We start from the raw sequence: 13028 nt of genomic DNA, 5'->3' as shown, positions 1-13028 counted from the left end.
TGATCCAAGGCAGGCCCATGACCATCTCACTTCCGTCTCCCGAGCTCATCGCCTCCTTCGCCGAGATCGTCGGCCCCGCCAACGCACTGACCGCGCCGGCAGACGCGGCACCTTATCTCGTCGAGTCCCGCGGGCTCTATCGCGGTACGACGCCGCTCGTCCTGAGGCCCGGCACCGTCGAGGAAGTTTCGCTGATCATGCGGCTTGCAAGCCAGACTCGTACCGCCGTCGTCCCGCAAGGCGGCAATACCGGGCATGTGGCCGGCCAGATCCCGCGCGAAGGCAAGGCGGATGTGGTCCTCTCCCTCGAACGGCTCAACCGCATCCGCGACATCGATCCGGTTGGCAACGTGATCGTCGCCGATGCCGGCTGTATCCTGGAGGACATCCAGAAGGCGGCCGACGACGTCGACCGGCTTTTCCCCCTGTCGCTCGGTTCCGAAGGCTCGGCCCGTATCGGCGGCAATCTTTCGACCAATGCCGGCGGCACAGCCGTGCTTGCCTATGGCAACATGCGCCAGCTCTGCCTGGGTCTGGAGGTGGTGCTTCCGACCGGGGAAATCTGGGACGGGCTCCGTCGCCTGAAGAAGGACAATACAGGCTACGATCTGCGCGATCTCTTCATCGGCGCCGAGGGAACCCTAGGCGTGATAACCGGCGCCGTGCTGAAGCTCTACCCGAAACCCCGCGGGCACCAGGTGGCCTTTGCCGGCCTCAGGAGCGTCGAGGACGCGCTCATGCTTTTCGATCGCGCATCGAGCCTTTGCGGCCCGGCACTGACCGGCTTCGAACTGATGCCGAGGCTCGGCATCGAATTCACCACCCGGCATATCGCCGGCGTACGCGACCCGATGGAAACGACGCATCCTTGGTATGCGCTGATCGATATCTCCACCTCGGATTCGGCCGATGGCGCCGAGCGCATGGTCCAAGACCTCCTCGAGGCCGGGATCGCGGACGGCCTCGTCGAAAACGCCGTCATCGCCCAGAACGAGGCGCAGCGCAAAGCCCTCTGGCATATGCGCGAGAGCATGTCGCCAGCACAAAAGCCGGAAGGCGGCTCCATCAAGCACGACATCTCGGTCCCGGTATCGAGCGTTCCGGTCTTCATGGCGGAGGCCGATGCGCTGGTCTCGAAGGCCATCCCCGGCGCGCGCATCTGCGCCTTCGGCCATATGGGCGACGGCAATATTCACTACAACATCTCCCAGCCGGTCGGCGCGGACAAGCAGAGCTTTCTCGACCGATGGCGCGAGATCAATGCGATCGTCCACGCGGTCGTGCTCAAACATGATGGCTCGATCTCTGCCGAGCATGGCATCGGCCAGCTGAAGCGCGACGAACTCGCGGCGATACGCTCAACGATCGAGATCGACCTCATGCGGCGGATCAAGCATGCCTTCGATCCGGCGGGAATCATGAACCCCGATAAGGTGCTGCGCGAGGATTGAGGCGAGTGACGCGGAAGCACGTGCTTCCGGTCACGTCCTACCCGCCCCGCCTGAGCTGCGACAGCTGGAACAGTGTATCGGCGCTGATGCCGATATTGCCGCCGCCGCCCGAAAGCACAACCACCGCGGGATCTACTTCCGTATTGTTCTCCAGATCGTAGAGAACGGTGAAGCGCGCGAGGAGTTTCTTCAGTTCGGCCGGTTCGCTCAACTTCTCAAGATCGAGGTTCTTCTCGACGATTTTTGCCTGCTGATCGATATCCATGGAACTGAATTCGTCGGGCAGGCTGAAGATGGTGCGGAACACTTCGGCGAGCGCATCATCTGCCAGGAGATCATAGGCGTCGACGAGAGAACCTGCCTGGCGCTCGAAATAGAGTGCCAGGCGCACACCTGCATTGTCCTCGCCTGCCTGTTCTTCCAGCGTCTGGTGCAGATACCGGTCGAAGGTCTCGTAAAGCCCCTGCCGCGTGATGATGACGCTCTTGTCCTCGCGAAGAATATTACCGCTGCGGTCGAAATTGTACGAGGTGACCAGGGCGATATAGGATCCGGAGTTCTGCTGTTGATTGATGAAGCTCTTCGGGTCGTCCAGATCGGAGGTAAAGATTTCGCGGAGAAAATCGATGGTGACGTTCTCGGGATCGATGCCGTTTGCCTCGAGAGCGAAAGCCACCAGGCGGGAATCGGCCAGAAACGCGTCGAGAGAGGCGAGCTTGGCGACCTCGGCTGTATAATATTCGGCTTCCGCTTCAGCCTCGGCCTTGTCCTCTTCTGAACCAAAACGAGACTTGTTGACGATATAGGTCTTGGCGGTCTCCTGGATCAGTGTCTCCGGCTGAGCCAATGCCGGAACGCCGATATCGCCCGATGTCGTAAAGTTGAACAGCTGGGCGAGCTTCAGGTAACGCTCATCCTTCAGCGTGTAGACGAAGCTTCCCGGATCGGTGAGATCGCTCATCAGCACACGCTTGATCGTCCGTGTGCTTTCGGCATCCGGATCGAGACCGACGGCTTTCAGCGCGAAATCGTAAATCGAAGCCGTTTCGATGAAGTCACCGACGGACACCATCTTCTCGACGGCAAGCTTATAGGCGCCTATCGCCTTCTCGTCGGCTGCGTCGTCCTTGTCGTTATAGCGCGTCATGTAGCGGCTGGAGGTAAGCGTCGTCTGCTCCGCAGTCTGTGCAGCATCGCCCGCGGCCAGCGTACCGTCAGCCTGGAAATTGAAAGCCCTGGCGAGCGCCTTGTAGTTCTCGTTGCCCTTGCCGATCGTGTTGATGTAGCTGTCGGGATCGTCCGGATCGCTGGTCAGGATATTTTTGATCGTCGCCGGCACGATGGTGACCTCGTTGAGATCGAATGCCGTGCGGATGTAGTTGTAAATGCGCGTATCGGCGACGAGCTCGCTGACGTTCGTGATGCTCGCGATCTTCTCCTCGAAATAGGCCTTGTTCAGCAACGCTGCCTGGGGCGTGATCCGCGGATTACTGGAAACGTAGAGTTCATTCATGGTCTTCTTGTGCGCGGCAGTCTGAGCCGATCCGGCGGCCACCGTGCCGTCAGCGCTGAACTGGAAAGCCGCCGCCATCGCCAGGTAATTGCTGACGGTGGAAATCGACTTATTGTAGGTGGCTATCTTCGCCTGGAGTTCCAGCTTCTCCGCCTGCGTCGTGCCGCTCTGCTGGAGCTTCGCCTGAGCGTCGGCTCTGGCCGTCTGGAGCTCCGTTAGTCTGGGTTCGAGCACGGTGTTCTCGTAGCTGTCCGGATCGTCGGCATTGCTGGAAAGGACGTTGCGGAGCGTTTCACGGGAGTACGTGCTCTCGTCGATACCGAAAACGGTAAAGATGTAGGCCCGCAGACGGTCATTGTTCAGGAGCTGATCGACGCTCGTGACCTTGTCGACCATGAGGTTGTAGTAGCGCGTCTCTTCCTTCTGGGTCTCCCCGATGCTGGCGATACTCGTGTTGTAGAGGCCAATCATCTCGTCCAGTTGCGCTTCGGTCTGGGAAACCGCCGTCCCGCCGCTGAAGCTGAACGCCATCGCGAATTCGCGGTAGCGTTCGTCCGTCAGCTTGTTGGCGAAGCTGTTGTCGTCGGCGAGATCGCTCTCGAGCACCTTCCGCATGAAGGCGACCGAATCGATCATATCGCCCAGGCCATAGGCCTTCATCGCGTAAGAATAGAGGCGGTAATCGGCGAGAAACGCGTCGACGGAGGCCACACTGGCGATGTTCTCCCTGTAATACTGCGTATCCCGGGCGACGATCGTCTGCTCCGACACGCGCCGCAGGCTGAGCTTCATGTCCCGTGCGATCAGATTGTAGTCGAGATAAGTCGAAACCATACGTCGCCCGCCAGCAAGAAACGGGACCGCCGGCGCTTCGACGTCCCCTGAAACCACTCCGATGATGGTGAAGATCGCCCAGCATGCTTGTGTGTGGCTTTTCCCGCTGGAGCGGGATCGGGAAAACTGTGTATGGTTTCCGCCCGCACCCGCTGGCAAAGCGCACCGAAAAATGCCAGCGATTTCGTTGACGAAAGAGAAACCTTGCCGCGTCGGCTTTTGCTAACCATTGGACACAGCAAAGTTTTTTTAACCGCGAATTTTAAGTCGCCCGGAAGGGAGCCGCCCTATCCTCCACGCTCAGAGGACGAAAAGTCCCGACGGAAAGGCCGGAAACGGCTCTCAAGGAAAAACAAGGGCGATTCGAAATGCGCAATTCACTCTCTCAACCGGCATGGGTCGAAAACACGCTCAGACTTGACCCGAAGCGATTTCCGCAGCAAGCAAGCTACGTGTTGCGCGGCCACACGGGGAATGTCAGCATCAGCCTTGACGAGCGTGGCGCTGTTCTGCGCAAGGTGCTACCATCCAGCGGCCTGCCGCTTTCGATCGCTCTACCGGCGCGAGCTTTCAAGGGCGTGGCGGCGCGGGCGATAGACCATGGCGACGGGGAGGTTACAGTGACGCTCGAACTCCATCACGATGATCCGGATCTCTGCATTCCGCTGCTCGTGGCTCATGATCTCTCCGACATCGCGGCCGACTGGCGTGCCTGGGCCGATGCCTATCGCGTCCCGATGCTCATGGTGGAAGCAGACGGGGTCGCACGGCCGCTCGAGGAGCATATAGGCGATGTCCGCGCCGCTCAGGCGAAGCCGCGCCGTCGTCACTCATTTTTTGCCGAGCGCCGGCCGCGATTCCTCGTGCGCCGCTCCACCGGCAGTCTCGGTATCCAGATGAAGATCGACGGACGCGAAATCATCGCACGGGCCTGAACAAAGCCTACCCTCTCGACTGATCAACCGGCCGCGCCCGCGGCCGGTTTTTGCTTGTTGCGGCAACGCTTCATGCAACCACGATATCTTTCCGCATTGCGGGGAGTGTTACCGCCGAAACAAACCCATCGCCTCCTTCATGCCATAAGCGGCTCGTATCCAAGGACACGTATGAAGGAGACAACATGATCCGCAAACGCCTTCTCGCGACCCTCTCAACCGTCCGAGTCCTGCTCGGCAGGCACATAGCAGCCCGGCGCCGCAAGGTGGCGACCGAATCGAGTTGGGCATAAAACCGGCGTTTCCGCTGGGATTTCGTATCGATTTGGCTCTACCGACAATCCTCCGGATTCCGGAGGATTTTTCATATCAGGCGAACGAGAAGCGAGAGCACCAGTCCGGCAAAGATGATGAGGCCGACGACGCCGTTGAACTTGAACAGCGCGAGGCATTGCAGCGGATCGTGGATGTTCAACACCAGTATCTGATAGGCGAGCATCACCGCCGCCACCACAAGCCCTAGATAGGCGAAGAAGCCGGCGCCGGCCGCGAGGAACGCGAAAAGCATCAGGAGAACGGCGATCCCATAGAGCCCGATCAGCCACGGCCGCGGATTGTCGCCGAAGCGGCGGGCTGTCGAGCGAACGCCGATCAGTTCGTCGTCCTCCCTGTCCTGATAGGCATAGATCGTGTCATAGCCGATCGTCCAGGTGATGGCCGCCGCGTAGAGCATGACCGGCGCGAAGGACAGGCTGCCGAATTCCGCCGCCCAGCCCATGATCGCGCCCCAGGAGAAGGCGAGGCCGAGGAAGAATTGCGGCCAATCCGTAAAGCGCTTGGCGAACGGATAGATCGCCACCAACGCGAGCGACAGCACGCCGAGAAAAATCGTGAACCCGTTGAACTGTAGCAGGACGGCAAGACCCACAACCGACTGCAGCAACATGAATGCCTTCGCCTGGAAGCGCGTTACGCGACCGGAAGGTAGCGGGCGCGAGCGTGTACGAGCGACTTCCATGTCGATATCGTGATCGACGATGTCGTTGTAGGTGCAGCCGGCGCCACGCATGGCGATCGCCCCGACGATGAAGAGAAAGATATGGAAGAGGAAACGCCCGGCCGAGAAGCTGCCGAGCGATGCGGCCGCTCCGGCTGCCATCGCGGCGGACCAGAGGCATGGCCACATCAACAATTGCCAGCCGATCGGACGGTCCCAGCGGGCGAGCTGCGCATAGGGCCATAGCGCTCGCGGCAAGACCCGGTAGACCCAATTGTTGGACGGCGCATCGTGGACGCGGCCGGAATCGATGGAAGAGCTGTTCATAGCCACTGTTTGGCCCTGCAAACACGGCCGGTCAAGCGCCCCGTTTCAATCCCGTCCGATCCTTCAGGCACCAGTCAGGGTAGCGTAAAATCGAAGCGGTAGGTCGCGGATACGCCGACGAGGAACTGGTCGCGGCTGCCGCGCTCGTTGACGAGGCTTGAATCGGCGGCCGCACCCAGCAGTCGACGATATTCGGCATAGGCGCCCGTCTCCAGCTTCTCCGTCGCCTGCCAGTTGATCGCCGCGCCCAGACCCACGGAATGAATGCCGCCATCGGGGTCATAGGTACCGAGGCCCGAAGCTGCTGACTCTGCAGCGTTGACGCCGTAGTAGGCGTCGAAATAATCGCTTGTTGCCGCGGTCAGTCGCGGTCCGGCCGAAATGCGGATCGTTTCGCTGACATCCGTGAAGGCGTCGGCCGTAATATCGGCGACCACCCCGTGATGGCTGCGGATACCCTGACGGACTTCAGCGCGGAAACGCATCCAGTCCGTGGGGTAGAACTCGGCGAAACCGCCGAGTTCGCCGCCGAATTTCACCGGGTCGAGGCCTTTGAGATCGTCAGAGGCATCTTCATCGCGCTCGAAGATCAGTTTGCCGACAGCACCGGCACGAAAGTGGACGTGATCGACCAAGGCATAGGATATGTTGTCGTTGCGGGACGAAAAGCGCACGCTGCTTCCCACCTTGCCCATCGAAACGAGCGGCGCCGCCTGAAGCATCGTCTTTGAGCTGCCTTCATATTCCGGACCGAGAAAGCCGGTGGCGCCGACCTTCAGGTACCAGTCCCCCGACCATGGATACTGACGGTCTTCGGCCGAAGCGACACCAGCCGAAAGGAGGAAAGCCTGAGACGCGAGCAAAACAACAGGGATGCGCAATCTACACTCCGGAGAATAGTTTGTCGGCGGGGGGAACCTGAAACGTGACGGTGCACGTAAAAGGGGCGAAAGTTCAAGTCATTCAATGCCAGCCTATCGGCAATAAGGCCTACGATTTCGTTAACCCGTCGCTTCGGCTTCCATTTCACATATCAGGCGAAAGGAAGATTGCAAATTGGACTACAGCGCCGCAGGTCTTATAGACGTGCTTAAGCCTCTGCACTTCGATTTCCTTTTTGCACTACAGCGCCGTGCGTCTTATCAGACGCACAAAGGTCGCTGTAGCACTTGATATGCTGCATGTTTTTGTCCTCCAGTCGGATCCGATTAAATGAAACATGCAGTAGTCCGCGGCGCCAGTGACGGGACGATGGTCGGTCAGGTCCGCTGGTCGCGTAGATAGACGCTGGGCGGCGCGCCGAGCATGCGGCGGAACATGGTCGTGAAGGCAGCGACGTTCTCGTAACCGGCATCCAACGCAACCGTGGTTATCGGTTCACCGTCGGCAATGCGAGGCAGCGAAGCGAAGATGCAGGCCTGCTGCCGCCATGTGCCGAAGCTGACGCCCGTCTCCTGCCGGAAGAGCCGCGTAAAAGAACGTCGGCTGATGCCCATGCTCGCCGCCCACGCATCGATGCTCGCGGATGCCGACGGCGCCTCGACAAATTGCCGACAGATAACCGCAAGCTTGCGGTCCCGCGGGAAAGGCAGACCCAGAGGCCTCTGAGAGAGCCGAGGGATTTCCGTGAGCAGCAATTCCATGATCAGGCTCTCGCGCTTCTCGGTAGATGCTTCGTTCCCTGCAACGATAAGTTCGTCGATGAGACTGCCGACGAGCGGGCTCATCTCCAACACGAGAGGCCGGCGCGCTTCGCTTGCCTCTGGCGGTATGTAAGTCGAATGCATGCGGACGTCGCTGACCATCTCGGCCGAGTGCTCAATTCCCGCGGGGATCAGCAGGGCATGACCGGGAGGGATCATCCAGCGCCCGCCCGAGGTGTAGACGAGCACAACGCCTGAACGCGCCCACCAGAGTTGGGTCCGGCTATGGCTGTGGGGAGGCACGACGAGGCCGCATGCGTAATCCTTCCCAATCGCCAGAACGGGTGCGTTCGCCTTCTCGATCCATTCCAGGCTTCTGAAATGGTCAGCGTCGGGCAACTTCGGCAGGTAGCTTCCATCGGATATCGGCATCTGGCCCACTCGCGAAAGAAATCGACCAAATCACAAAAGCAGGCCAGCGGCAAGCCGTTTAGAGATGAGCCGAAACGGCTCCCCTGGCGAGCCGCCCCGAAGGAACATTCCATGGCAACGGTCACGTCCGCGGGCAGCATCAGCCCCGAAAAGACAGCATTCTCGGTCATTTTGGCAGTCAGCTTCTGCCACATGCTGAACGACATCATGCAATCGCTGCTGACGGCGCTCTATCCTTTGCTCAAAGAAAACTACGCTCTCGATTTCGTCCAGATCGGCCTTTTGACATTCACGTTCCAGGTGACGGCTTCGATGCTGCAGCCGCTCGTCGGCATCGTGACGGATCGTTGGGCCCTGCCCTATTCGCTGCCCTTCGCCATGCTCTCGACCTGCATGGGCCTGCTGCTCCTCGCCAATGCCGACCACTTCTGGATGCTGCTTGTCGCAGCGAGCCTGATCGGCATCGGATCGGCGATCTTCCATCCGGAATCCTCCCGCGTGGCCCGCCTCGCCTCGGGCGGTCGCCACGGCTTGGCGCAGTCGCTGTTCCAGGTCGGCGGCAATGCCGGAAGCGCGCTGGGGCCGCTGCTGGCCGCTTTCATTGTTCTCCCTTTCGGACAGGGCAGCCTCGGCTGGTTTTCCGTCGTCGCGATCACGGGGTTCTTCGTGCTCTCCTGGGTGAGCACGTGGTACGTGCGCCACCGTCGCTCGACCATGAGCCGCCCTGTCCCGAGCCGGGTGCTGCCGCTGCCGAAGACGCGCGTCATGTGGACGATTGCGATCCTCGTCCTGCTGACGGCGACGAAGAACGTCTACCTCACCAGCATCTCGAGCTACTTCACCTTCTTCGCCATTGAAAAATTCGGCACGAGCGTACAGCAGGCGCAGTTGATGCTTTTCCTGTTCCTCGGCTCGGCAGCCGCAGGCACGTTCCTCGGAGGCCCGATCGGCGACCGGTTCGGCGCGCGCTTCGTCATCTGGTTCTCGATCCTCGGCGTCGTGCCGTTCACCCTTCTGCTGCCCTATGCAAACCTTTTCTGGACGGGCGTGCTGAGCGTCATCATCGGCCTTATCTTTTCGTCGGCCTTCTCGGCGATCGTCGTCTTCGCGCAGGAACTCGTTCCGGGCAGGGTGGGGCTCATCGCCGGTGTCTTCTTCGGCTTTGCCTTCGGCGCCGGCGGCATGGGCGCCGCGGTTCTCGGGGTCGTCGCCGACCGGCAGGGAATCGAGTTCGTCTACCTGATCTGCTCGTATCTCCCGCTCCTCGGACTGCTCACCATATTTTTGCCGAAGCTGCCTGCGCGATAGAGTTGCGTTCGCTCGCGTCGTCCGATCTTTGCTCCTGACGTAAGCATTCCTCAATCATTGCCGGGTAGCGTCCGGCGATGGGGGTGAGCAGGGGCGAAGAATGAGGGCATGTGGGGTAATTGTCGTTCTGACGGCACTGCTTTGCGCTTCCGCAAGCCGTGCCGAGACGCTCAACCTGCTTATCTGGGAAGATTATGTCGACCAGGATCTCATCGATCGCTGGACCGAGAAGACGGGCGTCTCCATCCGCCAGATAAATTTCGACAGCGACGACGCCCGCGACGAGATCCTCGCAGATCCCGGCCGCAACATCGATCTTGTCATCGTCGATGAGGGCGGCGCGAAGCTTTTCGGCCGCAAGGGCATCATCGAGAAGCTCTCCGACGTCAACGTTCCCGCGCTCCAGGACTATGCGCCGGAATGGCGGAAAGCCTGCGCCGACTACGGGCTTCCCTATTTCTGGGGAACAGTAGGCATCCTTTACCGCTCCGACGTGGTTACACAGCCGCCGGCGTCCTGGCAGGACATGATGCGTCCTGCGCCGGCTCTTCGCAAGCACATCGCCATGTTCGATGACCAAAGCGAGATCTTCGTACCCCCGTTGATGCTGCTCGGCGCCTCGGTCAATGCCGATGATACCGAAACCCTCAAGGCCGCTTTCGGGCTCCTGAAGGCACAGGCGCCTTTCGTACTGACCTATGATTACGTCATCACCTCGATTCAGGATCCGGCTTTGGCCGGGGACATATATCTGGCGCTGGGCTACAGCGGCGATCAGCACGTACTCAACAAAAAAGCTGGAAAGGCGGGGCTCTGGCGCTATTCGGTCCCGAAAGAGGGCACGTTGTCGTGGCTCGACTGCTTCTCGGTCACGGCCGGGTCGCCCCGCAAGCAACAGGCCCTCGCGTTCCTGAATTTCATCGGATCGCCTGAGGCGGCCGCCGCCAACGCGCTCGCGCTCAACATGCCGACCGCAAGCGGCCCGGCGCTCAGGCTCCTTCCAGACACCATGCGCGCCGATCCGGAAATCTACCCGCCGACCGAAACAATGGAGAAGAACCAGCATCCCCGGGAACTGTCCGTCCGCTCGATCGAGGCGCGCCGGCGCATTATCAACACTTTGGCGAATTTCCAGTGACCCTCGGCAAGCGCGCGCTCATCCTGATCTTTCCAGTCGTTCTGGCGGGCTACCTTCTGGCAGCCTTTTCAGTTCACGTGGCGCAGAGCCGCTCCATCCGCGCACTCGAGCACGCCAAACTTTCGCAACGGCTGGAGCATGCCGCAGCCGTCTTTCAGAACGAGGTTCGACGCAGTCGCGGTGCCCTCAATGCACTGCTGAGCGGCAATGCGTTACGCCAATATGTCGCCGAAACAGACAGGAAATACCGCGCCACCGCATTCGGCGTCCGGCTGCAGGAGAGCCTGAAATCGCTGCTGGACGATCCCGCAGGCTACCTGTCCTTTGCGGTTCTCAACGCCCGGCTGGAAACCGAGTACTACTTCGAAAACAGCTGGGATCCTTTTGCGGAGATCGATCAGGCACAGCTCGATCTCGCCCGCCAGCTGGCCAACGGTTCGAAACTCGGCGACTGGACCTATGTCGACGCCACCGGTGAAAGGCCGCGGATCGTCTATTCCTTGTTCGTCGATCCGATAACCTTCGGCCGGCCTTCCCCCAGCAACAGGAAAAATGCTCTCTTGATGCAGGTTGCGGTGCAACCCGATCGTTTTCTGAAGCTGCAGGCAGCCCTTGAAAAGGAATATGGAGCGGATATCGTCCTCCAGCCCTGGCCCCTCGCGGTTACCGACGACCTCTCGGCGAGCGTCCCTCTCGGACCTTCCCTGCATGCGACCTTGACGGTTTCGGATACGCATTTCAACGCACAGATGCTGCGGCAGAAAGTGCTTCTGGCGCTTGGCGCATTGGCCATGAGTCTGTTCTCGATCTGGCTCATCGTCGTGCTCATTCGCCGCTTCATAACTGGGCCGATCGCAACGCTCGATGCCAATGTCATGGCCGTGATGGCCGCAGAACGCGAAGAGATCGCAAAGGTGGGCGGGGCGGGAGAAATCGGCCGTCTTACCGGCAACATCCGCGAGCTGCATCGGCAATCCGTGCAGTCCCTTCAACTCGTACAGCGGAGTTCATGGACCGACGCGTTGACAGGCATCAACAATCGGGCGCGCTTCAACATCCTTGCAGCGCAGGCCGTGCGGGAAACCGTCGCGTCCGGCGACAAATGCAGCCTTCTTTTCATCGACATCGACAATTTCAAATTTGTCAACGACAAGCACGGCCATGACGTCGGAGACGAACTCCTGAAGACGCTCGCGGCCCGGATCGCCCATGATGTCGGGGCAATCACGGGCGGGCGCGGTCAGGAGCCGGCCATTCTCGCCCGGCTGTCCGGCGACGAGTTTGCGGTTCTCCTACGCTCGCAGCCCGGCGACGGCGTGGTGAGGGAGACCTGCGCTGCAATCCTCGCGCTATTTTCGGACGGGTTCGAGCTGTCCGGCAAGCGTTATCCGGTCACGGCAAGCATCGGCGTGGCGGTATGTCCTGATGATGCGAGCTCGGTCGCGGAACTGATCTCGAATTCGGACGCCGCAATGTATCAGGCCAAAAGCGCCGGCAAGAACCGCTCCGCCCGCTTTTCCCGCGCGCTCAACGACAAGCGAACCCGCCAGCGACAGATCCAGGACGAGCTGCGCTCACTCGACCCTGACCAACAGTTTCATCTGGTCTACATGCCCATCGTGGACGCGGGCGGAAAAGTTAACGGCTGCGAGGCGCTGCTGCGCTGGTACTCGCCGGTCCTTGGGAACGTGACGCCCGATGAATTCGTGCCGATCGCCGAGAGCTCCGGTCTGTTCACGAAGATCGACTGGTGGGTCGTAGACAAGGCGATGTCGGACTGCCGTCAGCTGAAGGCGCTGTTCGGGCCAGATACGGTGCTGGCGATCAACATATCGTCGGCCGAGCTGCACTCGAAGGCGATCAGTGAACATCTTTCGGACTGCCTCGCGCGCCACAATCTCGAGGCTCAATCGATCGACATCGAGCTTACAGAGACTTTCGCGGTCCAGATCAGCGACCAATTGCGCCTGCGTATGGATGAGTTGCGAAGCAAGGGCTTCCGGCTGTCCATAGACGATTTCGGCGCTGGCTACACTTCGGTCCAGCAGATCATCGGCTACGCCGCCGACACCATCAAGCTCGACCGGGAGCTCGTCTCGAACCTGAACGCTTCGGAGTCCCTGGCGGTGCTCAGGGCAGTGATCGCGCTATGCCACGCGAAAGGGATGGCCGTGGTCGGGGAAGGTGTCGATACGCCGGAAAAGCTCGCTATGTTGAAGGCTGCAGGCTGCGACCGCTTTCAGGGCTATCTGATCAGTAAGCCGCTCCCGCTCGCCGAACTGGCAATCTGGGCGTTGTCTCGCGTCGCGCACGCCGTTGAAAAACCGGCTGACAGCAGCTTCCGGCCCGAGAGCAAGACGCCGGAAGACGCAAGGAAAATTGCAGGCTGAACCGCTTTTCCCTTGACCTCGTCCCGCCTGCCGTCCTAACCGCAGCGCTATAATTCCTGA

Annotated in this window: 9 protein-coding genes; 5 read left to right on the top strand and 4 right to left on the bottom strand. The window is 60.5% G+C overall.

Annotation, left to right across the window (positions count from 1 at the left end; translation table 11 throughout):
• Positions 1 to 17: 17 nt before the first annotated feature.
• A complete protein-coding gene (locus tag FB009_RS03850; RefSeq protein ID WP_011974683.1) occupies positions 18 to 1451 on the top strand; it encodes an FAD-binding oxidoreductase in 1434 nt (477 codons plus the stop codon).
• Between the two features lie 37 nt (positions 1452 to 1488).
• Here FB009_RS03850 and FB009_RS03845 read toward each other — a convergent pair whose 3' ends face one another.
• Entirely contained in the window at positions 1489 to 3798 is a 2310-nt protein-coding gene (locus FB009_RS03845) for a DUF1217 domain-containing protein (RefSeq protein WP_024311952.1), read from the bottom strand.
• A 368-nt stretch (positions 3799 to 4166) separates the two neighbouring features.
• Between FB009_RS03845 and FB009_RS03840 the strand changes: the two genes are divergently transcribed.
• Entirely contained in the window at positions 4167 to 4733 is a 567-nt protein-coding gene (locus tag FB009_RS03840; protein ID WP_011974681.1) for a DUF6101 family protein, read from the top strand.
• 364 nt (positions 4734 to 5097) lie between these two features.
• Here FB009_RS03840 and ubiA read toward each other — a convergent pair whose 3' ends face one another.
• From ubiA to FB009_RS03825, 3 genes are all read right to left on the bottom strand, one after another.
• Entirely contained in the window at positions 5098 to 6057 is a 960-nt protein-coding gene (gene ubiA, locus FB009_RS03835; RefSeq protein ID WP_024311953.1) for a 4-hydroxybenzoate octaprenyltransferase, read from the bottom strand.
• A 74-nt stretch (positions 6058 to 6131) separates the two neighbouring features.
• Positions 6132 to 6938: a MipA/OmpV family protein gene (locus FB009_RS03830; protein WP_011974679.1), complete on the bottom strand. Its 807-nt coding sequence runs from the start codon at positions 6936 to 6938 to the stop codon at positions 6132 to 6134.
• Between the two features lie 378 nt (positions 6939 to 7316).
• Positions 7317 to 8132, bottom strand: a complete 816-nt coding sequence (locus tag FB009_RS03825) for an AraC family transcriptional regulator (RefSeq protein ID WP_011974678.1) — start codon at positions 8130 to 8132, stop codon at positions 7317 to 7319.
• 111 nt (positions 8133 to 8243) lie between these two features.
• Here FB009_RS03825 and FB009_RS03820 point away from each other — a divergent pair, with 111 nt between their 5' ends.
• From FB009_RS03820 to FB009_RS03810, 3 genes are all read left to right on the top strand, one after another.
• Positions 8244 to 9440 carry an MFS transporter gene (locus FB009_RS03820; protein WP_011974677.1) on the top strand — a complete coding sequence of 399 codons (1197 nt, stop codon included), beginning with the start codon at positions 8244 to 8246 and terminating at the stop codon, positions 9438 to 9440.
• Positions 9441 to 9540: 100 nt separating this feature from the next.
• A complete protein-coding gene (locus FB009_RS03815; protein WP_011974676.1) occupies positions 9541 to 10578 on the top strand; it encodes a polyamine ABC transporter substrate-binding protein in 1038 nt (345 codons plus the stop codon).
• Positions 10575 to 12968: a putative bifunctional diguanylate cyclase/phosphodiesterase gene (locus FB009_RS03810; protein WP_050578913.1), complete on the top strand. Its 2394-nt coding sequence runs from the start codon at positions 10575 to 10577 to the stop codon at positions 12966 to 12968. Before FB009_RS03815 ends, FB009_RS03810 begins: the two co-directional genes overlap by 4 nt.
• Positions 12969 to 13028 lie beyond the last annotated feature (60 nt).

Source organism: Sinorhizobium medicae (assembly GCF_007827695.1).
Classification (GTDB): domain Bacteria; phylum Pseudomonadota; class Alphaproteobacteria; order Rhizobiales; family Rhizobiaceae; genus Sinorhizobium; species Sinorhizobium medicae.
This window is presented reverse-complemented; position numbering and strand designations above follow the sequence as displayed.